The sequence below is a fragment of the Paraburkholderia sp. MM5482-R2 genome (assembly GCF_050436125.1).
In the GTDB taxonomy this organism is placed as follows: domain Bacteria; phylum Pseudomonadota; class Gammaproteobacteria; order Burkholderiales; family Burkholderiaceae; genus Paraburkholderia; species Paraburkholderia tuberum.
On record NZ_JBNDLP010000002.1, the window covers coordinates 839,912 to 861,525 of the forward strand.

A 21,614-nucleotide genomic window follows, 5' to 3' on the forward strand; every position below is an offset into this window, starting at 1 on the left:
ATGACGGTGGACAGTCGCGGCGCGGCGTTCGCGCTGCTCGACGATTGCGGTGCAACGGCGGCGCTTCCGTCGAGCCGCTTGTACACGGGTTTCGTGCGCGAGCGGGTCTGCACGGAGGCGGCGCAGCTCGAAGCCGTGTGCGACAGCGTCGCGGCGGATACCCGGAGCGGTTTGCACGCCGTTGTGCTCGCCGATTATGAATTTGGCCGCGCGCTGATGGGTTTCGATGCGCGCCGGTCTTCTGAAACGCAGCGTGGCAATGCCACGCTGCGTTTTTTATTGTTCGAACGTTGTGCGAAGCTTTCGCGCGACGAGGTCGACGCGTGGCTGACGGCGCGGGACAACGGCGCTTTCGAGCCGTCGGTCGCGGGCACCGCGAACGTGCGCGAGAGCGTCGATCGCGCCGAGTTCGACGCGGCGATCGACGCGATTCACGCCGCCCTGCGCGCGGGCGATTCCTATCAGGTCAACTACACGTACCGCCTCGGCTTCGACGTGTTCGGCTCGCCGCTCGCGTTCTATCGGCGGTTGCGCGCGCGCCAGCCCGTGTCGTTCGGCGCGCTGATCGCGTTGCCGGACGATGCGTGGGTGCTGTCGTGTTCGCCCGAACTATTCGTCGAAAAGCACGGCCCGACGTTGCGCGCGCGGCCGATGAAGGGCACGGCGCCGCGCTCGCAGGATCCTGCCGTCGACCGGGGTAACGCCGAGTTCCTCGCGACCGATCCGAAGAACCGCGCCGAGAACGTCATGATCGTCGATCTGTTGCGCAACGATCTGTCGCGAGTCGCGCGGATCGGCTCGGTCAGCGTGCCGGCGTTGTTTTCGGTCGAGCCGTATGCGTCGGTGTGGCAGATGACGTCGACTGTCGAGGCGACGTTGCTCGACGGCACCTCGTTCGCGACGATCCTGCGCGCGCTGTTTCCCTGCGGCTCGATTACCGGTGCGCCGAAGCATCGCACGATGCAGTTGATCGACGAACTGGAAAGCACGCCGCGCGGGCTCTATACCGGCGCGATCGGCTGGCTCGATGCGCCGGGCGATGATCACGATTGCGGCGACTTTTGCATGTCGGTCGCGATTCGCACGTTGACGTTGACTGCGTCATCGGCGTCAGACGGTGGCACGAACGGTCTGCGCGGCAGCATGGGCATCGGCGCGGGCATCGTGCTCGACAGCGTGGCCGCCGACGAGCACGAGGAGTGTCGATTGAAAGCACGTTTTCTGATGGGCGCCGAGCCGGGTTTCGAACTGTTTGAAACGATGTACGCGACGCGGGAAGACGGCGTGCGGCACGTCGAGCGGCATCTGCGGCGCTTGTCGTCGAGCGCCGCGACGCTTGGCTTCGGGTTCGACGAAGCGCGCATTCGTGGGGAGATTTCAGCGCGGTGCGCCACGCTCCCGGCGCATATGCCGCATCGAATGCGGCTTGCTTTGAGCAAGAGCGGGGTGACCCAGATCTCGGCCGCGATACTTGCGCCGTTAGCGGATGCGATCGTTGGTGTTCTGCTCGGCCCCGAAGCGCAGTTCGCGCCGACCCACGCCGCCGATCCGCTGCTGCGCCACAAGACTACGCGCCGGGCAGACTACGACCGCGGCTGGCGCGAAGCCGAAGCGAAGGGCGCCTTCGATACGCTGTTTTTCAACGAACGGGGCGAACTGACCGAAGGCGGCAGGTCGAACGTGTTCGTGAAGCTCGCGGGACAATGGTGGACGCCGCCGCTCGCGTCAGGCGTGCTGCCAGGTGTAATGCGAAGCGTGTTGCTCGACGACGCGTCGGGCTTGCGGGCAGGTGAAAAAGTGCTGACACGGGCGGATGTGCTGAACGCCGAAGCGCTGCTCGTGTGCAACGCGTTGCGCGGCGCGGTGCCGGCACGGCTTGTTGGTTAGAGCACTGAAAAATACGGGAATGCCGCGCGCTCGCGCGGCAATGAAGCATCAGAACGTGTGCTCGGCACCGGGAAACGTGCCGTCCTTTACCGCCCGCACATACGCCTCGACGGCCGCCTGAATATTCGGCTGTCCCTGCATGAAATCCTTCACGAAGCGCGGTCGCTTGCCAGGAAAAATCCCGAGCATGTCGTGCAGCACCAGCACCTGACCCGAGCAGCCGAGGCCCGCGCCGATACCAATTGTCGGAATGCGCAGCTGCTGCGTGACCTCGCTCGCGAGTTGCGACGGGATCGCTTCCATCACGATCAATTGCGCGCCGGCTTCCTGCACGGCGAGCGAATCGCGCAGCAGCTGGCTTGCGCCCGCTTCGGTCTTGGCCTGCACCTTGAAGCCGCCGAACGCATGCACCGACTGCGGCGTGAGACCCACATGCGCGCACACCGGAATCGAGCGCTCGACCAGAAACCGCACCGTGCCGGCGAGCCATTCGCCGCCTTCGAGCTTGACCATCTGCGCGCCCGCGCGCATCAGTTCGACCGAGCTCCTGAATGCGTCTTCGCGCGTGCCGTAGGTGCCGAACGGCAGGTCCGCGACGATCAGCGCCGACGGCCGCGCGCGCGCGACGCTCGCCGTGTGATACGCGATGTCGGCAAGCGACACCGGCAGCGTGGTCGCCTGGCCTTGCAGGACGTTGCCGAGCGAGTCGCCGATCAGCAGCACGTCGACGCCCGCGCGATCGAGCAGCGCGGCGAAGCTCGCGTCGTAGCAGGTGAGCATGGCGATCTTTTCGCCAGCGTCGCGCATTGCCTGCAGTTTCGGCACGGTGATCGCGCTCCGGCTCGCTTCCTGCAAATAAGTCATGGTCAATCCAGTGAAGAAAATGAACTAGCCGCGCCGCTTACAGCGACGTGGCTTTGACAAAGAATTCCTTGCGGCCGCGCATCGTCTCGATGCGTTCGGCGAGCAGCGCAAGGTCCGCGTCGGAGTCGAGCGGATTCAGGTGTTCGGCGTTGACCGTCAGCACGGGCGTGCGGTCGTAGTGGTAGAAGAATTCGTTGTACGCGTCGCACAGCGCGCGCAGATAGGCATCGGAAATCTGCAGCTCCATCGGCACCGCGCGCTTCTGGATGCGCGCGAACAGCACCTCTGGGCTCGCCTGCAGATAAACGACGAAGTCCGGCTCCGGCGCGCTGACGTCGAGCCGCACGGCAAGCGCGCGGTACAACTGCCACTCGTCTTCCTGCAAGGTCAGACGCGCGAAGATGTCGTTTCGCTGCGTGATGAAGTCGGCGATCAGCGGCGTGCCGCTCGCCTGCGCGGCGCTGACTTCCTGCGCCTGCTGCGCGCGTTGCAATGCGAAGTGCAACTGCACCGGTAGCGCATAGCGCGTGGTGTCGCGATAGAAGCGTTCAAGGAACGGATTGTCTTGCGAGCGTTCGAACAGTTCGTGCATCGACCAGCGTTGCGCGAGGCGCCGCGCAAGTGAGGTTTTGCCGACGCCGATCGGCCCTTCGATCGCGATATAGCCGAACGGCGGGCGCAGCTGCGGCGCGGTGACCGTGAGCGGCGGCGAACTCATTCGCAGCGGCCTTTCTCGGCGGAATTGCCGGTCAGCGCATTGAGCATCGGGCACTGGCAGGGCGACTTTACTTTCTCGATGCGCTGATCGCTCACGCTGTCGAGCAGCGCGGCGGCCCGGCCATGCAGCGGAATGACGATCGCCGCGTCGATCTCGACGAGCGGCACCAGCGCAAACGCGCGCTCGACGAGGCGTGGGTGCGGCACGATCAGATCGGCTTCGTCGATCGATTGATCGCCATACAGCAGGATGTCGAGATCGAGCGTGCGCGGCGCATTGCGGAACGGCCGCTCACGGCCGAACTGATGCTCGATCTTGTGGCACAGCGCGAGCAGATGCCGCACGGGGAGCGTCGTTTCCAGCTTCACGACGCAGTTGAAAAAGTCGTCGCCGCCCGCGTCGATCGGGGCAGTGCGATACAGGCTCGATTTGGCGAGCACGGTGATGGTGTGCTGTTGTGCGAGGCACACCACCGCGTCTTTCAGGGTCTGGCGCGCGTCCCCGAGATTCGCGCCGAGGCCAAGATAAGCAACCGTCATGGCATATCTTCCTGCAACTATCGTTTTGACGGCTTTTCCGCGAACGCCGCGTCAGTCTTCGTGCGAGCCTTCGAGGCCCGCGTCGTTGTCCGTGCGTTCGGCGGACGAGCCGCCCTCCACTCCGTCACCTGATTTGCGGCTTCTGGCGCCACCGCGCCGCCGTCGTTTTCTTGGGCTCCGGTCCTTCCCGCCTTGCGTGAGCAATGTCTCGCGCGCGGCGACGTCTCCTTCGATGAACTCCGTCCACCATGCACCGACCGACTCGTCGAGTTCGCCCGATGCGCAGCGCAACAGGAGGAAATCATACCCCGCTCTAAATCTTTGGTGTTCGAGCAGCTTCAGCGCGCTGCGCCCCGAGCGTTTTTCGAGGCGCAGCTGCAGGCCCCAGATCTCGCGCATGTCGGCCGAGAAGCGCTTGTGGATCGCGAGCTTTTCGGTCTGCATGTCGAGCACTTCGTCCATCGCGCGATGCAGCGCGGGCACCGGATACTCGCCTTCGGCCTCGAACTTCTGCCAGCGCTGCTGCACGTCGTGCCACAACAGCGTCGCGAACAGGAAGCCCGGCGACACCGGCTTGCCGGCGAGCACGCGTGCATCTGTGTTAGAGAGTGCCAGAGAAATGAATTTTTCGCCGGTCGGCTGCTCGAGCACGACGTCGAGCAGCGGCAACAGCCCGTGATGCAGGCCTTCCTGGCGCAGCCACTTCAGGCACGCGAGCGCGTGACCCGACAGCATCAGCTTCAGCATTTCGTCGAACAGACGCGCGGCGGGCACGTTGTTGATCAGATCGGCCATCTTCTCGATCGGCGCGCGCGTGGCGTCGTCGATGTCGAAGTCGAGCTTGGCGGCGAAGCGCACGACGCGCAGCATGCGCACCGGATCCTCGCGATAGCGCGTGACCGGGTCGCCGATCATGCGCAACAGGCGCGCGCGCATGTCGGCCATGCCGTTGTGGTAGTCCAGCACCGTTTGTGTGGCCGGATCGTAGTACATCGCGTTGATCGTGAAGTCGCGGCGCGTGGCGTCCTCGTGCTGTTCGCCCCACACGTTGTCGCGCAGCACGCGGCCGCTCGCATCGACCGCGTGGGTGCGGCGGTCGAGCTCGTCGCGCTTCAGACGCTTCGGCGGCGGCGCGTCGGCCGCGGGCGGATCGACCAGCGCGCGGAACGTCGAGGTCTCGATGATTTCCTGGCCGAACTGCACGTGCACGATCTGGAAGCGCCGGCCGATGATGCGCGCGCGGCGGAACAGCTTCTGCACCTGTTCGGGGGTCGCGTCGGTCGCGACGTCGAAGTCTTTCGGCTTCACGCCGAGCAGCAGGTCGCGCACCGCGCCGCCGACGATGAACGCACGGAAGCCCGCCTGTTGCAGGCCCTCGGTCACGCGGATCGCATTGCGCGAGATCAGCGTGGGGTCGATACCGTGCACGTCGTGCGGAATGATGACGGGTACGTCCGGCTCGCGCGGCGCTTGCGCGGCAGCAGCGGCACCTGCGGACTTGCGGCGCGGCCGCGCGGCCGTGCCGGAAGCCGTCGTGCCGGATACGGTCGTGCCGGATACGGACTTGCCGCGCGCCGGCGGCTTGCCATTGGCATTGCCGTCGACGCTGGCGGCGGCGGAGAGCGTGTCGTCAGCGGTCGCCGTGTCCTGGCCGAACAGCTTGCGGATGAGTTTCTTGATCACGAGGGTTGGAAGAGTTCGAGGATGCGCCAGCCTTTGGCTTGCGCATGGGCGCGCAACGTGTCGTCCGGATTGGTCGCGATGGGATCGGTGACTTTTTCGAGCAGCGGGATGTCGTTGTGCGAATCGCTATAGAAATAGCTGTGCTCGAAGTCGCTCCAGCTCTTGCCGAGCGACGCGAGCCACATTTCGGTGCGCACGATCTTGCCTTCCTTGTAGCTCGGCGTGCCGGTGGGGCGACCGGTGTAGGCGCCGTGCGGCTCCCCGCCGACGGTCTCCGCCTCGCACGCGATCAGCGTGTCGACGCCGAACGCCTGCGCGATCGGCCGCGTGATGAACTCGTTGGTCGCGGTGACGACGCAGCACAGGTCGCCCGCTTCACGATGCTGTTTCACGAGTTCGAGCGCCACCGGCTGGATGGCCGGCGAGATGACCTCGTGCATGTACTGCGCGTGAAAGTCAGCGAGCTGCGCGCGTGTGTACTTCGCGAGCGGCGTCAGCATGGCGATCAGATAAGCGTGAATGTCGAGCTTGCCGGCCTTGTAGTCGGCGTAAAAGCGATCGTTTTCACGGGCGAAATTTTCGGCGTCGACCATGCCTTTTTTCACCATGAAGCGGCCCCATTCGTGGTCGCTGTCGGTGGGAATGAGCGTGTGGTCGAGATCGAAGAGTGCAAGGTTAGCCATGGGCGCCTATTTTACTTGAAGCGGGAAGAGCGGCGTGTGAACCCGGTGCGGCGGCGGGGTCGGGCGACGCGAGCATCGTGCGCAACAGCGGCAGCGTGACCGCGCGTTTCTGTTCGAGCGAGAAGCGGTCGAGCGCGTCGAGCAGCGCCATCAGGCTCGGCATGTCGCGGCGAAAGTGCGTGAGCAGGTAGGCGGGCACGTCGTCGGCGAGCATGATGCCGCGCTCGCGCGCCGCGCGTTTCAACACCGCGGCCTTCGCGTCGTCGGGCAACGGCGCAAGGTGAAACACCAGTCCCCAGCCGAGGCGCGTGCGCAAATCTTCGCGCACCGTCATGCCGATCGGCGCCGCGTTGCCCGCGGCGACGAGCGCGCTGGTCGGATGCGCGCGCACTTCGTTGAACAGGTTGAACACGGCGATCTGCTGCGCGGCCGACAGCGCGTCGCAGTCGTCGATTGCATAGAGCGCGACGCGCGGATCGAAGCCGAAGGCGGCGAGGCTGCTTTGCGGCCCGGCGAAGCGCGCATGCCCCGGCGGCGCTTCGTGCACGAGCGCCTGCAGCAGGTGCGTGCGGCCGCTGCCGGCTTCGCCCCAGATGTAGAAGGTGCGATCGGCGACCGGTCCGGAGGCGAGCGCGTCGTCGAGCTCACGCAGGCGCGTGACCAGCTCGGCGTTCGCGCCGGCGAAGAAATTGTCGAATGTCGATGGCGGCGGGGTGCCGAGATCGAGCGTCAGTTGACGAAGCACAGTAGGTTAATGCCGAAAATGAGGCTCAGGCCGCGAGTGGCCCGGACCTCGGGGCCTGGAAGGTTGCCAGGCGCTCAGTTGTCGTGAAGCGTGCTCGCCGGGTCGTGAGGCCGCGCGTCGCGAAGCACGGCTGGCGCAATTGCGCGGGTCGGCGGCGCCGGAATCGGGGTGTCGTGTTGCAATGTCGTTTCCAGGATATCGTCGGAACGCGTGAATTCCAGCCAGGCGGCCAGCATCGGGTAAAATCGCATTTTACCGACCTTCGAGCTTTTCCCCATGAATCAACCGAAATCCGCCGAGCATTCAACCGATTCGGCCCAAGGTTTGTCGTATCGCGACGCCGGCGTGGACATCGATGCGGGTGACGCCCTCGTCGACGCCATCAAGCCCTTTGCCAAGAAAACCCTGCGCGACGGCGTGCTGGGCGGCATCGGTGGATTCGGCGCGTTGTTCGAAGTGCCGAAGAAGTACAAGGAGCCGGTGCTCGTGTCCGGCACCGACGGCGTCGGCACCAAGCTGCGTCTGGCGTTCCAGCTGAACAAGCACGACACGGTCGGCCAGGATCTGGTCGCGATGAGCGTCAACGACATCCTCGTGCAGGGCGCCGAGCCGCTGTTCTTCCTCGACTATTTCGCCTGCGGCAAGCTCGACGTCGGCACGGCGGCGACCGTCGTGAAGGGCATTGCGCACGGCTGCGAGCTGTCGGGTTGCGCGTTGATCGGCGGCGAAACCGCGGAAATGCCGGGCATGTACCCGGACGGCGAATACGACCTGGCTGGTTTCGCGGTCGGCGCGGTGGAAAAGAGCAAGATCATCGACGGCAGCAAGATCGCGTCGGGCGACGTGGTGCTCGGGCTCGCGTCGAGCGGCATCCATTCGAACGGCTTTTCGCTCGTGCGCAAGATCATCGAGCGTGCCAATCCCGATCTGAACGCGGACTTCGACGGCCGCACGCTCGCCGACGCGCTGATGGCGCCGACGCGCATCTACGTGAAGCCGCTGCTCGCGCTGATGCAGCAGATCGAGGTCAAGGGTATGGCGCACATCACGGGGGGCGGCCTGGTCGAGAACATTCCGCGTGTGCTGCGCGAAGGCCTGACCGCCGAGCTCGACCATCGCGCGTGGCCGCTGCCGCCGCTGTTCTCGTGGCTGCAGAAGCACGGCGGCGTCGCCGATGCGGAAATGCACCGCGTGTTCAACTGCGGTATCGGTATGGCGGTGATCGTGTCGGCCGCGGATGCCGAAGCGGCGATCGGTCTGCTGTCCGCGGCGGGCGAGCAGGTCTGGAAGATCGGCACGGTCCGTGAAAGCGCAGCGGGTGAAGCGCAGACGGTCGTGGTTTAAAGGTTGACGAGGGCGGCGTGCCGCAATGGTGCGCCGCGCAGGCCTCGAATCCTTTGCTTCACATTTCCCGCTTCAAATTCCTGCTTTACGTCCCTCCGATTCCCCCACGCTGATCGGCGCCTCAAACCAGCGTTTCGATCAACTCTACCACCCGCGCCGTCGCGTGCGGATCGCAGCAATCCACCACCTGTCTTTCCGGCATGCTGCGCAGCCACGTGAGCTGCCGCTTGCAGAGTTGCCGCGTCGCGAAGACGCCCTTGTCGCGCATGGTCCGATAGTCGACCGCGCCATCGAGGTATTCCCACACCTGCCGATACCCGACGCAGCGCATCGACGGCATCTCCGGCAGCAGGTCGCCGCGCGCGCGCAGCTTCACCACTTCATCGACGAAACCGTGCGCGAGCATCGAATCGAAGCGCTGCTCGATGCGCGCGTGCAGCTCGCCACGCTCGGACGGCTCCAGCGCGACCGGCACGAAGCTTGCCGATGCGGCGTCGTCGATGCGCGCGGGCGCGGCGAGCAGCGTCGACATCGGCTGGCCGGTCAGCATGAACACTTCCAGCGCGCGCTGGATGCGCTGCGAATCGTTCGGCGCGAGACGCGCGGCCGTGACCGGATCGAGCGCGGCGAGCCGCGCGTGAAGCGCCGGCCAGCCGTCGCGGGCGGCGTCGGCGTCGAGCCTCGCGCGTACTTCGGCATCGGCGGCGGGCAGGTCGTTGAGCCCCTGCGTGAGCGCCTTGTAGTAAAGCATCGTGCCGCCGACCAGCAGCGGCAGCCGCCCGCGCGCATGAATTTCTCCGACGAGCCGCAGCGTATCGGCGCGAAACTGCGCGGCCGAGTACGAGTCGGCCGGATCGACGATATCGATCAGATGATGCGGCGCGACCGCGCGTTCTTCCGCGGTCGGCTTCGCGGTGCCGATGTCCATCTCGCGATAGACGAGCGCCGAGTCGACGCTGATGATTTCGACCGGCCGCCGCGCGGCGAGCGCGAGCGCGGCGGCGGTCTTGCCGGACGCGGTCGGACCGAGCAGGCACGGGATGGGGGTAGGGTGTGACGTCATGGGCAAGCGGGCGCGCGGCGCAACGGTGTGATCGAAACGCAGCGCCGTTACTGCCCGCGCATGAACAACCGATCGAGATCGGCCAGCGTCAGCTGATACCAGGTCGGACGCCCGTGGTTGCACTGATCGGCGCGCTCGGTCGCTTCCATCTGGCGCAACAGCGCGTTCATTTCGTCGAGCGTCAGACGCCGGTTCGCGCGCACCGCGTGATGGCACGCGAGCGTGCCGAGCAGTTCGTGCTGACGCTCGGTCAGCACGCGCGAGCCGCCGAATGCATGCAGGTCGGACAGCACCGCGCGCGCCAGCGCTTGCAGGTCGGCGTCCTTCAGCAACGCGGGGACCGCGCGGATCGCGAGCGTGGTCGGCGACAGCACCGCGAGGTCGAAGCCGAGCGCATCGAGCGTATCGCGCTCTTCCTCGACCGTGCCGATTTCGACCGGATCGGCCTGCATCGTCTGCGGGATCAGCAGCGGCTGCACGGCGATTGCGCGGTCGGCGAGCGCGCTCTTGAACTGCTCGTACAGGATGCGCTCGTGTGCCGCATGCATGTCGACGATTACGAGCCCTTGGCGGTTCTGCGCGAGCACGTAGATGCCGTGGACCTGGCCGAGCGCGAAGCCGAGCGGCTGGTCGTCGGTGGCGTCGAATGCGCGGGAAGCCGGGCGCGGCGCGAACGGCGCTGCGTCGTATGGCGACGTCGCGTCGGTTGCGGAGTCGCGCGCTTCGAACAGCGACGCGCCTTCGACCCGGCCGGCAAGCGGATCCTTGCGGCCGAACAGCGCGTCGTAACCGGCGAGCGGTTGCGCGACCGGCAGCGTGCCTTGCGTCATGCGTGCCTGGCGCATCCACGTGTTGCCAGGCTGCGAGGCGCCCGGGGCGCCGAAGCCGCTGCCGCCGCCAAGGACGCCGCGGTTTCCCGCGCCGAAGCCCGCGCCGCTCGAAAGACCGGCGCCCGCGCCGATGCCGTCGGCTACGCCGCTTGTGACACCCGGCGGCGTCGAACCAGATGAAGCCGGTCCACCGGCCGACGGTTCCAGGTGCGCCGCATGCCCGCCCGCCGTCGTTTCAGGCGACGCGCCCGCGTGCCGCGCGAGCGCGCGCTGCACCGCATGGAACACGAACTGGTGGATCGAGCGCGAATCGCGGAAACGCACCTCGATTTTCGACGGATGTACGTTCACGTCGACGCCTTCGGGCGGCAAATCGAGGAACAGCACGTACGACGGATAACGCTCACCGTGCAGCACGTCTTCATACGCGGCGCGCACCGCGTGCGTGAGCAGCTTGTCACGCACGAAGCGGCCGTTAACGAAGAAATACTGTTGATCGGCGCGACCGCGGCTCGCGGTCGGCAGACCGGCGCAGCCGTAGATCGCAAGCGGACCGGCGGATTCGCCGAGCGGCAGATGGGCGGTCGCGAACGTCTCGCCGAGAATCTTCGCGACCCGCGCGGGCGGCTCGCTCGCGTTCCAGTGCTCGACGGCCTTGCCGTTGTGCAGCACCGAGATCGCGACGTCCGGCCGCGCGAGCGCGGCGCGGCGGATCTGTTCAAGACAGTGGCCGAGTTCGGTCTGTTCGCTTTTCAGGAATTTGCGGCGTGCCGGGGTGTTGAAGTACAGCTCGCGGACTTCGATCGTCGTGCCCTGGGTGCCGGCGGCGGGACTCAGCACGCCGGTTTCCGCGTCGATGCGCACCGCGTGCGGCACATCTGCGGTGCGGCTCGTGATGCTCATCTGCGCGACCGACGCGATCGACGCCAGCGCTTCGCCGCGGAACCCGAGCGTCGCGACCGCTTCGAGCTCGGCAAGCGAGCGGATCTTGCTGGTCGCATGGCGCGTCAGGGCGAGCACGAGTTCGTTCTCGGGGATGCCGCAGCCGTCGTCGGTGATCGAGATGCGTTTGACGCCGCCTTCGTCGAGCAGGATGCGCAGCGTCTGCGCGCCCGCGTCGAGCGCATTCTCGAGCAGCTCCTTGACTACCGACGCCGGCCGCTCGACCACTTCGCCTGCGGCGATCTGGCTGATCAATTGATCGGGGAGCGGCTGGATGGCGCGCAACGGACGCGGCGCGGGCGCCGCGCGGGAGGCGTCGGAAGTTGCGGCCGCGGCCGCGGTGCCCGCAGGCGTTTCGGAGAATTCGGACATGGCGAAATTATAGCGACTTGGCGCACGCCGCCCGCGCAGACGCCCAACCAGCAGATTTTCATTCGACCCGAGGCACTTTCGGTATCATGTCGCGGTCAATTCGCAGCGGTCGGCCCGCCGCTCGCTGCGCCTGTTGCAGGGTCGCGCGGTGGCCGTTTTCCCTCTACGCATACACTGGTTTAAAAGGACGTTCCTTGGATACGCTGCTACATTTCGCCAATCTTGTCCTGCACATCGACAAGTTTCTCGGAGACTTCATTCAGGTGTACGGTGCCTGGGTCTACGCGGTGCTGTTCGCGATCGTGTTCGCCGAAACGGGGCTCGTGGTGCTGCCGTTTCTGCCGGGCGATTCGCTGCTGTTCATCGGCGGCGCGTTCTGCGCGACCGGGCAGATGCATCTCGGACTGCTGATCCTGTTGCTGCTGGTGGCGGCGGTCTCGGGCAATACGACCAACTATCTGATCGGCCGCGCGATCGGACCGCGCGTGTTCAATACGCACATTCCGGTGCTCGAGCGCTTTCTCGATCGCGCCGCGCTGCAGAAGACTCACAACTTCTATGAGAAACACGGCGGCAAGACGATCGTGCTCGCGCGTTTCATCCCTGTCGTGCGGACGTTTGCGCCGTTCGTCGCGGGCGCGTCGTCGATGACGTGGAGCCGCTTCCAGATGTTCAACGTCGTCGGCGCGCTGTTGTGGGTGCTGCTGCTGACACTGCTCGGCTATTTCTTCGGCAACATCCCGTTCATCCGTCAGTATCTGAACGTGATCGTGCTGGTCGGTATCGGCGCGGCGATCGTACCGATCGTGCTCGGCGCGCTGTGGAAGATGCTGCGCAAGAATGGCGCGAACGCGAGTACGCGTTGATGACGAGTTGTTTGCGGTATTTCGGGCCTTGAAAACACGAAAGGCGTTGCGAATCTCGCGACGCCTTTTTTCATGCCGCCATGCCGACGACCCGTGTCGGGTGCCCGCGGAGGTTCGATCAGATCAATCGCGCGTGATCGCTCGCGGTGCGAGTGGCGTTTCCGGCGTCGGATAGCCGGCTTCCTTGAAGGTCTGGCCGATCGCGCGATTGGTGTCGAAGTAGACCTGCCAGTAGTTCTGGTTGGACGAGTAAGGGCGCACGCACAGCAGCGGTCCTTCTGGCGTGAAGCTCAAGACCTCGATATCCGGCGCGGGGTTTTCGGCCACGTTCGGAATCTTCGCGACGGCGGCTTTCAAACGCGCGATCGCATCGGTCGGATCGACGCCATTGGCGATCTTCGCGGTCAGCTCGACGCGCCGGAACGGCAGCACGCTGTAGTTCGAGATCGTGTCGGAGAAGATCTTGTTGTTGCCGATGATGGTCGTCACGTTGTCCGGCGTCACGATCGTGGTGCCGAACAGGCCCAACTCCGTGACGGTGCCGGTGACGCCCGCGGCCATGACGAAATCGCCGACCTTGAACGGCCGCAGCACCTGCATGAACACGCCGGCCGCGAAGTGCGCGAGCAGGCCGCCCCACGCAGTACCGATCGCGAGGCCGAGGCCGGCGAGCAACGCGGCGAACGACGTCGTCTGCACACCGAAGATTTCCAGGATCGCGAGGACGAGCAGCAGGTTCAGCAACCCGGCTAGAATCGACGCGAGGTAGTGGGCGAGTGTCGGGTCGACCCGGCCGTTGCGTGCGAGCAGCTTGCGCGACAGGTTGGAGATCAGCCCGATGATCCAGCGGCCGACGAGCCACAGCACGATTGCGCCGATGACCTTGGTGCCGATGTCGATGCCACGGGTCATGACGAATGCACGTACGGTTTCGATATCCAAGATGTTTCCTCGTTATAGATTGCCATCAACGGATTGAACGACGGTGGTGCCATGACCCACAACGCGCGGTCTTCGGGAGTTATAGCCGACGGCGCCCGCATGCGCAAGGACCGTTCCTGCCCTGCTCGCGGCGGCAATACAGAGATGAAACATGGCGGGGCGTACGTGAAAGGCCGGTCGGGGCGTGCCGGGCTCACATGCGCAGCCGCGATTCGGAGTACGGTGACGTCTGGATGACAACCGCGTCGTCCGGGGCGCTTTTCACGGGGCGCCGGCGCCTCGACATCCGGTGCCACGAGAACGCGATCACGATCGCGAGCGCATACGCGCCAGCACGCTGAAGAAACGACGTCGGCAGGGCGAATTGTCCATAGCGGTTCTGCGCGTCGGCGAACACGACAAACGTCAACAAGCCGTCGAGCACGCACGCGGCCAGCGCGATCACGATGAAAATCGCAGGGCCGCTCAGCGCGGCACCCGACCCGAACCGGTTATACAGTCGACAGGCCATCGATACGATGGCGAACAAGGCGAGGTTCGACAGCAGATCGAACAGAAAGGTGGTCATTATCGGTTCAATGAAAAAGCAATGGGCCGTGGGGTTGCCGGAACGTATGCTGGCGCAAGGTTCAGACATGCTCCGCTGATTCGGCGGCGATCATTGCATATCTTTTCATCTCGATAAATAACCAGAAAAAGCGAAAGTCGTATCGCTCTCTCTTTCGTTTGTTTTTTATGCAATCGGAATGTGAAAAGTCCTTCGCAAATTTATAGTACTGCGACGGTTTCCGTGCGCTGCGCCTCAGAAGCGATAAGAAATGCCGACCTGCAACGTCGGATACCATCGATAAGGCGAGACCTTATCGCGCAGTTGCTGCAATCCGGTGTCGATGATCTGCTGACTCATCTGCGGTCCCGCGGCCTGCGACAGTGCCGGCGACAGTGTGTACGAGGTCTTCGGAATGCCGTAGGCGACACCGAGATCGACCACGAGCCCCCAGCCTTTGGCTCTCGGGTGCAAGCCATAGCCGATGCCAAGGTAGGGCATCGCGGTCGGGTATCGGGCGGTCGCCGTCGCGTATTCGCCAGGAAAGGCCGGCGAGGCTTTGCCCTCGAATACGTACATGCCGTTGGTCGGAACCGAGTTGCCGCTGACTTCGTTGTCGGTCAGACGCAGGCCCGCTGTCGCGCGAAAGCCGGTGCCGGCCCACGGAAAGAAATCGCCGTAGAGACCGCCCTGACGCAGCCGTATGCCGTCTTCGTAGCGATTGCCCCCAACCTCGAAGTTGTGCGACAAATTGATCGCGTTGAAGTCCGCGTGCACGCCGAACCACGACGTGACGCTCCACGCCGCGCCAACCCCGATGCCCAGCGTGCCGCCTTGCAGATAGACCTCCTGCGCATGCGACGTTTCGATCAGACACGGCAAAGCCACTACCCAGATTACCTTTCCAGCTTTCATGGGTACCCCCGGAGCGGCGGGGCAGCCCGATCGTTACGGGACGCGCTCGCCGTTTTGTCGTCTCTTCTTTATTGCTCTGTTTGTCGCGCACGCTCGAAGGCGTCGTGAAGCGATCATGCGAGCAGAGGGCGTAGACGGTCTGTGAGGTGGCGAACCATACGGTCAATGAATGGGGTTGGAGTGCGCGACGATGTCGCCGCGTCGCCATTCAGTTCGAGCGACGACAGATGTCAATCGCGGAGCCTTGGCGAGGAGCGCCGCCTCGCTTTGGGTGTGGCCGGTCGGTAAGGAAGCTTAGGGAACTGCGCATCGCCGATGACGCTTGCCCACGCCTTCATCCAGCAGGTGGCGAGTGTCTTTTCAGCTTCCGACTCAGCGCGCATAAGGCGGCTCGTGGCAAGACGCAAACGAGCCAACCTGCTCGGCCACCGTTTCACTACGGGCCGCCGATTTCGGCGTGTCGAACGACAGCGAGCGCTGGGCGACGCCGAGCGGCGTCGCGCACGGCCTCATCTAGGCGAACCGACGTTTGACGCGCCGCCGCGATCAACGGGCGGCCGTGCGTCGATGCCGCGCGTCAGCGTGCCTTGAGCTGCGCCTCGAGCACTTCGAACGTACCGGGGATGACCGTCGCGCGCGGATGAGAATTGGCAGCCGTGGCCGGGTCGGCCGCGCCGGACTTCGACGACACCAGATAGATCCGGTGCTGCTGTTCATCGAGCGCCATCGTTTTCGCGCCTTCCAGCGTTGGCATGTTCTGCGCGACCGTGTAATGGTCCGCATCGTCTTCATGCACGATCGTCAGCGTGCCGTCCGCGCCGTTCGAACTGAACGCGAGCTTCAAGGCCGGATCGAAAGCCGCCGCGTCGGGGTCACCCCCTATCAGCACCTCGGCCACGCGACGGCCCGACGTCGCATCGACGATCATCATGCGGTGATTGGCGCAAACCGAAAACAGGCGCTCGCTCGCCGGATCGATCGCGAGTCCGGTCGGCGACTCGCACCGCGCGAGTGGCCAATGCGCCAGCACCGTCGCGGACCGACCGTCCATCTCGACGATCTCGGCGCGATCTTCCACATTGACGAACACGTGCCCGTGGCTGTCCGCCGCGAGCGCCTCCGGCTTGCCGCCCACGCTCATCGTGGCGACCACCTTGCGCGTCGCGACGTCGATTGCGCTGACGCTGCCGTCGTGGCCATTGCTCACGAAGATGCGCCGCAAGGCCGGCACGTAGAGGATGCCGTCCGGGTCGGGGCCCGCGGCCTTGATGCTGTCGACGACCTTGAGGGTGTCGAGATCGACGACGCTCACCGTATTGGCGCGGCCGTTGGTGACGAAGCCGAGCTTGAGGTCCTCCACGAACGCGAAGCCGTGCACGCCGTCGGTGTCGGCGATCTCGCCGACCGGTTTGCCGGTGCGCGTATCGATCACCTGCACGTGCGTGTCGCGGCTGATGAAGAGGTGCTGGCGAACAGCGTCGTACGCCACGTAATCCCAACGCTCGCCGCCTTCGAGGCCATAGCGTTTCGCGATTTCGAATTGATCGCCGTTGGCGCCCGTCGCCGCATGGACGTTCGACAGCGCGAGCAGGGAAGCGACGCCGCCGGCGATCAGGGCGGACAGGATATTTTTCAGTTTCGCGTTGAGTAGATTCATATTAGTACTGCGGATGGATTGGGAAGAGGGACGCCATTCCGGTGGGCGGATGACGTCTCTCGTGCGGTTGGGCGTTAGTGGATCATCATTGGCGATCGTCGAGTTTGAAGTCGACCCACAATTGCTCCGAGAGCGTTTTGCCCACGAATGCGGACTCGGGTTTCGGATAAGCGGCGTCGCGCACGGCTGCGAGCGCTGCGCGGTCCAGCAGTCCGATACCGCTCGACACCACGACGCTGAGGTCGGACACGACGCCGTCGCGATACCGGAACGCGACGCGTGTGCGGCCCGTCATGCCAGCCATGCGGGCCGACTCGGGATAGCGCAGCGCGGCCTCAATCGCCGTGCGCAGCGCACCCTCGAAGCTTGGCGTAGGCGCGGCTGCAACCGGCGCCGCAGCGGGTGCGGGCGGTTGCCGCGCGGGCTGAGCTGGCGGTTGCGGCGCGGGCGCGGATGGCGGCTCGGTCGGTGTCGCCGCGGGCTGCACCGGCACCGGAGTCGGCACGCGCTTCGGCACCGCGGCCGTCACGGGCTTCGCGGGCGTGTGCGCAGCATGGCGCGCGGGTACGACCGGCCGCGCGGGAGGCGGCACGGGCTTCGCAGGCGGCTGCGGCGGTTGCGGCGCGGGAGCCGGTGCCGCCAGCGTCAGCAGCGTTGGCGGCGCTTCATGCGACACGGAAGACACCCGGGTCGTATGCGTGAGCAGCGCAATCGTCGCGCCGAGCACCAGCGCTTCTGCGACGAGCGCGATGGCGGCGGCCGGCAATAGGCGCGTTCGTTCCTGCACGGTCCCGCAGGCGGGTACGGTTGCCATATCAGTTCGCCACGGGCTGCGCGGCGAGCGCGATTTGCGATACACCCGCGGCGCGGCACGCGTCCATCACCGAGACGAGGTGCTGGATCTGCGCCTGCTTCGAGCCGGCAATCGTCACGACCGTATGCGCGACGTCCGTGCGGGCGGCGAGCAGGGTGGTCAATTGCGCAAGGCTCAGCGTGCGGCCGTCGACCGACAGACTGCCGTCGGTCGCGAGCGTTACCGTGACCTGCGGCGGCGGCAGCGCTTGCGCCGTGGCGCTCGACGGCAGCTGCGAGCGCAGCCCCGCGTTCGGGATCATGTGCAGCGTGATCATGATGAAGAACACCAGTAGAAAGAACATGATGTCGATCATCGGGATGATCTCGATGCGCGCCTTTCGCGCCTCGAAATACTTCATCGTCAGACTCCCTGCGAGGCGAATTTGCCGACCACCGGGCGCGGCACTTCATGCACCGGCTTGAGCGACTCATGCGTTCTGGCCGCAAGCCGGTTCACGAGCGCCGCCTTCAGGGTTTCGAGCTGATGGACGACGCCTCTTACGCGGTTGTGCAGACCGTTGAAGAACACCAGGCCGATCATCGCGACGAACAGACCCGAGGCCGTCGCGATCAGTGCCTCGGCCACGCCGCCCGTGACCTGGGTCGGTGCGTTGCCCGGATTCGACAGCACCTGGAACGCGTTGAACATACCGACGATCGTGCCGAACAGACCGAGCAACGGCGCGAGCGTGACGATCGTGTCGAGCACCCACAGGAAGCGGTCGATGTTCGGTGCTTCGCGCATGATCGCTTCGTCGAGACACGCATCGAGCTCATCGCGCGACGTCTGACCGGCAAGCCGGCCGGCGACCTTCAGCAGGCTCGCCATCGGCAGCGCCTGAAACGGTTCGGCGCATGCCGTCAGCGAGGCGGCGTTCAGTTGTTCGAGGCGGTCGACCTGGTCGAGCACCGCGCGGCTGCCGCTCGATGCGCGCTGCAGGAACCACGAGCGCTCGATGATGATCGTCAGGGCAACGAACAGCATGGCGGCAATCACATACAACACGCCACCGGAATTGTTCGCGAGGTGCAGCAGGTTATCGACAGTCATGAAAGAAGCTCCGTTCAGAAATCGGTGGACAGCGTCGCGACGAACGCGCGGCCCGGGATGGTCCAGTAAAGCGGTGTGTTGTCCGCGGCGGTGTAGCCGGCCAGCGCATTGATGCTGGTGCGGTTGAAAAGGTTGTCGATCTGCAAGCCGAGGCGCGTGTCATGCGTCCACGGTGCGAGTCGGGCAAACGTGTATGAGCTGGCGAAGTTGGTGATCGCATAGCCGCCGATCGGCTGGGTGTTGCCGGTATCGCCATACTGATGGCCGACGAACTTCATCAGCAACGAACCGTTGAGCGGCCCGCGTTCGTAGAGCACGCCGGCGGCGGCCGTCGATTGCGGCGCGTTGGGCATCCACGTATTGGTGCTCTTCTGTTTGGCCGAATTGAAGGTCAGATTGCCGTACAGGCTGAAGCCGTCGCCGACCGACAAGGTCGCTTCGGTTTCGACCCCCTTGTAGGTCGCGCCACCCGCATTTGAGAAGATCACGTTGTTGCCGACCGTGCGGCTCGTCACCGCGTTGCGGAAGTTGATGTAGTACAGATCGGCGGCGACGGTCAGACGCCCCGTTTTGTACGTCGTGCCGATCTGGTAGTTGTCGGTCTGTTCCGGATCGGGTTGTCCCGAGACGGTCGGATCGTTGACATAGAACACATTCAGGTTCGGCGCGAGAAAGCCCTGCGCGTACTGCGCATACGCGCTCCATTGCGGGGTGATCTGCTGGTGCAGCGTCAACGACGGCAGCACCTTGTCCCACGTGTGGCTGAAATCGAGCGGCTCACCGGTCTTCTGGTTCATCGGCGTATCGATGCTGCGGTTGAACGACACGTACTTGAGTCCCGGCGTAATCGTCAAACCGTTCTGCAGTTGCCAGGCGTATTGCAGATACGGCTGAAACGTCAGCATCGTGTCGTTCATCGTGAAGTTCTGCGAGATGAACGCGAAGTTCAGCGACGAATCGACATTGAAGTTGTCGCGGAAGTTGGACTGGTGCGCGATCCACATGCCGGTCTGCAGCTTGCCGGGACCGAGCTGCCGCTCGAGCGCGAGGACGTCGCCAAACGCGCGGTAGTTGTTGTTCATTTCCTGGCCCGGCACGTTGTTCGGGCCGAAGATCGTGCCGTTTGGCGTTTCACCGTTCGGGTCAAGTCCGTTGAAGCCGTTGTGGTAGTAACCGTACGTATAGAGCTTGTTGTCGATCACCCACTCGGCGACCTTCGTTTTCACGCCGATGTATTCGAAGTCCGTGTTGATCTTGTCGAAGTTGTAGCCGGCATAGGCCTGACTCGTCGGGTCGGCGCCAAGACCGAAGTTGGGACCGAACTGCTGGATCTGCGCGGCCGTCGCGCCGAGCGGCACGTTCTGGTGGATGTTGTTGTAAGTCGCGAACAGCGTGAGCAGCGTGTTGTCGCCGATCGGCTTGTCGAGCTTGAAGTAGACGTTCTGACGGCGCTGGTCCGCGTTGGTCAGATAACCGTCGCTGCTGCTCTGCGCATAGCCGACCATTGCGCGCGCATCGCCCCATTGCTGCAGATAGCCGGTATTGAACTCGGCGCCGGCCTGCCATGTGTCGAAGCTGCCGTACGAGCCGAGCACCGAGAATGCCGGCGATGCCGACGGATCCCTCGACTGCAGGCTGATCGTTCCGCCGAAGGTGGCGAAGCCGATCTGCGAAGCGTCGCCGGGACCGCGGTCGACGACGATATTGCCGAGCACCCGGTTCGAGAAAAACGACGTCGAATGATGGGTGAAGTCGTTGGTATCGCCAAACGGGATGCCGTCGAATGTCACGTTGTACTGACCGTCCTGAAAGCCGCGAATGGACAGGCTCTGCGATTCCATCAGGCCGGAGCCGTTCGGAGCAACATTCGACACGCTCGGCGCGATCTGCACGATCTCGCTGTAGTTCGCGGTCGGAGCGGTACTGTTTTCGATGTAGTGCCGGCTGATCACCGACTGCGGTTGGGTTGCGGTGAGCGAGCCTTGCGAAGGCGCCTGTGCCGGTGCCGACTGCACGTTGGTGCTGGTGGCCGTGCCGCTGTTCGATGACGAGACGGCCGTGCTTTGCACGGAGCCGAGATCGCCCGAGGTCTGGGCATGCGAGATCTGCGCGCCGGCCGCGCACAGTGTGGCAAGAACGAATTGCGTCAGCGGCTTCTTTCTAAGGGGAAAACTAACCCGTTGCATGGTGCAGCATCCTTTCGCGAGTGGGGCGATGAACTGGTAGTCGAACGAGGCGGGATGCTATCAACCGTCCGTTAATGCGAAGTGATCGGTATCTTACGAATCTAAAGTTGCTATTACGGATGCCCCACAACAGCACGATCCGCACTGACGCTACGCGATGCGCTCACGTTTGTAAGTTTGTGGACACCGCGCATTCATACGTGCGCACTAGCATCGGCAGCACCGTTCAGGCGGTGAATCACGCCTTTTCTCCTGGCGGCGATAGCGCCGTGCCACTTCGCTGCAATCTCTCTTCATTTCTCGTACACGATGAAACGCTTTACCTACTTGCCGCTCGCGGCTTCCCTCTTCGTCGCTGCAAGTGCGGCGAGTTACGCCGCACCGTCCGCGCAGGCGAGCTATCTCGACGCCCGTCAAATTCCGCTTGGCGTCCGAAAACCGCTGCGCTGTTCGAAGCCGTCGATCACGATGCCGAGCGGGTCGCAAAAGGCGGCAAGCATTTCTTTAGCCGCGCGCGGCCCTTCATCGCGAGCCGCGACGTGCAACCGATCGTGCCGAAGCGGCCCGGCGACGACTACAACTCGTACCCGAGCGGTCATGCGACCTTCGGCTATCTGTGCGCGATCCTGCTCGCGCAGATGGTCCCCGAGAAGCGCGATGCGCTATTCGCGCGTGAGCGCGAATTTGGCATGAACCGCGTCGTCGACGGCGTCCACTATCCGGGCGATGTCGAAGCGGGTCGCATCGACGGAACGCTCGTCGCGGCGGCGCTGATGGCCAATCCGGATTTTCAGCGCGACTTTGCCGATGCGAAGGCGGAAGTGCGCGCGGCACTGAAGCTCGACTAGTTGCACGTGTGAACGGTTTTCGGCTCCGCCCGGGACGCGTCATGAAGCAGCAACATGACCATGTCATACTCCGCGCC

21 protein-coding genes are annotated in these 21,614 nt (G+C 64.7%); 4 read left to right on the forward strand and 17 right to left on the reverse strand.

Going from position 1 to position 21,614, the window contains the following annotated elements; all coding sequences use genetic code 11:
- Nucleotides 1-1,887, forward strand: coding sequence for an aminodeoxychorismate synthase component I (pabB, locus tag OKW37_RS06895; protein ID WP_429407375.1), 1,887 nt, complete (start codon nt 1-3; stop codon nt 1,885-1,887).
- A gap of 48 nt (nt 1,888-1,935) precedes the next feature.
- On the opposite strand, the gene panB is transcribed toward pabB, so the two are convergent.
- From panB to OKW37_RS06930, 7 genes are all read right to left on the reverse strand, one after another.
- Nucleotides 1,936-2,751, reverse strand: coding sequence for a 3-methyl-2-oxobutanoate hydroxymethyltransferase (panB, locus tag OKW37_RS06900; protein WP_429407373.1), 816 nt, complete (start codon nt 2,749-2,751; stop codon nt 1,936-1,938).
- 37 nt (nt 2,752-2,788) lie between these two features.
- A complete protein-coding gene (locus OKW37_RS06905) occupies nt 2,789-3,469 on the reverse strand; it encodes a deoxynucleoside kinase (RefSeq protein WP_090803123.1) in 681 nt (226 codons plus the stop codon).
- The gene (gene folK, locus OKW37_RS06910) at nt 3,466-4,008 is read right to left on the reverse strand and encodes a 2-amino-4-hydroxy-6-hydroxymethyldihydropteridine diphosphokinase (RefSeq protein ID WP_429407371.1); all 543 of its coding nucleotides are present in this window, start codon (nt 4,006-4,008) and stop codon (nt 3,466-3,468) included. Before folK ends, OKW37_RS06905 begins: the two co-directional genes overlap by 4 nt.
- A gap of 51 nt (nt 4,009-4,059) precedes the next feature.
- A complete protein-coding gene (pcnB, locus tag OKW37_RS06915) occupies nt 4,060-5,691 on the reverse strand; it encodes a polynucleotide adenylyltransferase PcnB (RefSeq protein ID WP_429407369.1) in 1,632 nt (543 codons plus the stop codon).
- Nucleotides 5,688-6,374 (reverse strand): HAD family hydrolase, encoded by a 687-nt coding sequence (locus OKW37_RS06920; protein WP_090803128.1) that lies wholly within the window; start codon nt 6,372-6,374, stop codon nt 5,688-5,690. Before OKW37_RS06920 ends, pcnB begins: the two co-directional genes overlap by 4 nt.
- The gene (gene hda / locus OKW37_RS06925) at nt 6,367-7,119 is read right to left on the reverse strand and encodes a DnaA regulatory inactivator Hda (RefSeq protein ID WP_090803130.1); all 753 of its coding nucleotides are present in this window, start codon (nt 7,117-7,119) and stop codon (nt 6,367-6,369) included. Before hda ends, OKW37_RS06920 begins: the two co-directional genes overlap by 8 nt.
- Before the next feature lie 74 nt (nt 7,120-7,193).
- Nucleotides 7,194-7,397: a hypothetical protein gene (locus OKW37_RS06930; protein ID WP_184062286.1), complete on the reverse strand. Its 204-nt coding sequence runs from the start codon at nt 7,395-7,397 to the stop codon at nt 7,194-7,196.
- Between OKW37_RS06930 and purM the strand changes: the two genes are divergently transcribed.
- Nucleotides 7,396-8,463, forward strand: coding sequence for a phosphoribosylformylglycinamidine cyclo-ligase (gene purM, locus OKW37_RS06935; protein ID WP_090803131.1), 1,068 nt, complete (start codon nt 7,396-7,398; stop codon nt 8,461-8,463). The genes OKW37_RS06930 and purM overlap by 2 nt on opposite strands.
- Before the next feature lie 121 nt (nt 8,464-8,584).
- Here the strand turns inward: purM and miaA are convergent, their stop codons facing one another.
- Nucleotides 8,585-9,526, reverse strand: coding sequence for a tRNA (adenosine(37)-N6)-dimethylallyltransferase MiaA (gene miaA / locus OKW37_RS06940; RefSeq protein WP_429407367.1), 942 nt, complete (start codon nt 9,524-9,526; stop codon nt 8,585-8,587).
- A gap of 47 nt (nt 9,527-9,573) precedes the next feature.
- Complete coding sequence (gene mutL, locus OKW37_RS06945; protein ID WP_429407365.1) at nt 9,574-11,670, reverse strand: DNA mismatch repair endonuclease MutL; 2,097 nt, start codon at nt 11,668-11,670, stop codon at nt 9,574-9,576.
- A 194-nt stretch (nt 11,671-11,864) separates the two neighbouring features.
- Between mutL and OKW37_RS06950 the strand changes: the two genes are divergently transcribed.
- A complete protein-coding gene (locus OKW37_RS06950; RefSeq protein ID WP_176078921.1) occupies nt 11,865-12,536 on the forward strand; it encodes a VTT domain-containing protein in 672 nt (223 codons plus the stop codon).
- Between the two features lie 123 nt (nt 12,537-12,659).
- Here the strand turns inward: OKW37_RS06950 and OKW37_RS06955 are convergent, their stop codons facing one another.
- The 8 genes from OKW37_RS06955 to OKW37_RS06990 all read right to left on the reverse strand — a co-directional run bounded on the left by OKW37_RS06955 (nt 12,660) and on the right by OKW37_RS06990 (nt 20,689).
- A complete protein-coding gene (locus OKW37_RS06955; RefSeq protein ID WP_429407363.1) occupies nt 12,660-13,478 on the reverse strand; it encodes a mechanosensitive ion channel family protein in 819 nt (272 codons plus the stop codon).
- A 193-nt stretch (nt 13,479-13,671) separates the two neighbouring features.
- Entirely contained in the window at nt 13,672-14,046 is a 375-nt protein-coding gene (locus OKW37_RS06960) for a hypothetical protein (RefSeq protein ID WP_429407361.1), read from the reverse strand.
- A 234-nt stretch (nt 14,047-14,280) separates the two neighbouring features.
- The gene (locus OKW37_RS06965; protein ID WP_429407359.1) at nt 14,281-14,940 is read right to left on the reverse strand and encodes a hypothetical protein; all 660 of its coding nucleotides are present in this window, start codon (nt 14,938-14,940) and stop codon (nt 14,281-14,283) included.
- Nucleotides 14,941-15,517: 577 nt separating this feature from the next.
- Nucleotides 15,518-16,597 (reverse strand): hypothetical protein, encoded by a 1,080-nt coding sequence (locus OKW37_RS06970; protein ID WP_429509782.1) that lies wholly within the window; start codon nt 16,595-16,597, stop codon nt 15,518-15,520.
- An 85-nt stretch (nt 16,598-16,682) separates the two neighbouring features.
- A complete protein-coding gene (locus OKW37_RS06975) occupies nt 16,683-17,411 on the reverse strand; it encodes a TonB family protein (RefSeq protein ID WP_429407355.1) in 729 nt (242 codons plus the stop codon).
- Nucleotide 17,412: 1 nt separating this feature from the next.
- Nucleotides 17,413-17,811, reverse strand: a complete 399-nt coding sequence (locus OKW37_RS06980; protein WP_090803146.1) for an ExbD/TolR family protein — start codon at nt 17,809-17,811, stop codon at nt 17,413-17,415.
- Nucleotides 17,812-17,813: 2 nt separating this feature from the next.
- Nucleotides 17,814-18,503: a MotA/TolQ/ExbB proton channel family protein gene (locus OKW37_RS06985; RefSeq protein ID WP_184062266.1), complete on the reverse strand. Its 690-nt coding sequence runs from the start codon at nt 18,501-18,503 to the stop codon at nt 17,814-17,816.
- Between the two features lie 14 nt (nt 18,504-18,517).
- Nucleotides 18,518-20,689 carry a TonB-dependent receptor gene (locus tag OKW37_RS06990; RefSeq protein WP_429407353.1) on the reverse strand — a complete coding sequence of 724 codons (2,172 nt, stop codon included), beginning with the start codon at nt 20,687-20,689 and terminating at the stop codon, nt 18,518-18,520.
- 119 nt (nt 20,690-20,808) lie between these two features.
- Between OKW37_RS06990 and OKW37_RS06995 the strand changes: the two genes are divergently transcribed.
- Nucleotides 20,809-21,537 carry an acid phosphatase gene (locus OKW37_RS06995; protein ID WP_429509784.1) on the forward strand — a complete coding sequence of 243 codons (729 nt, stop codon included), beginning with the start codon at nt 20,809-20,811 and terminating at the stop codon, nt 21,535-21,537.
- Nucleotides 21,538-21,614: the final 77 nt, after the last annotated feature.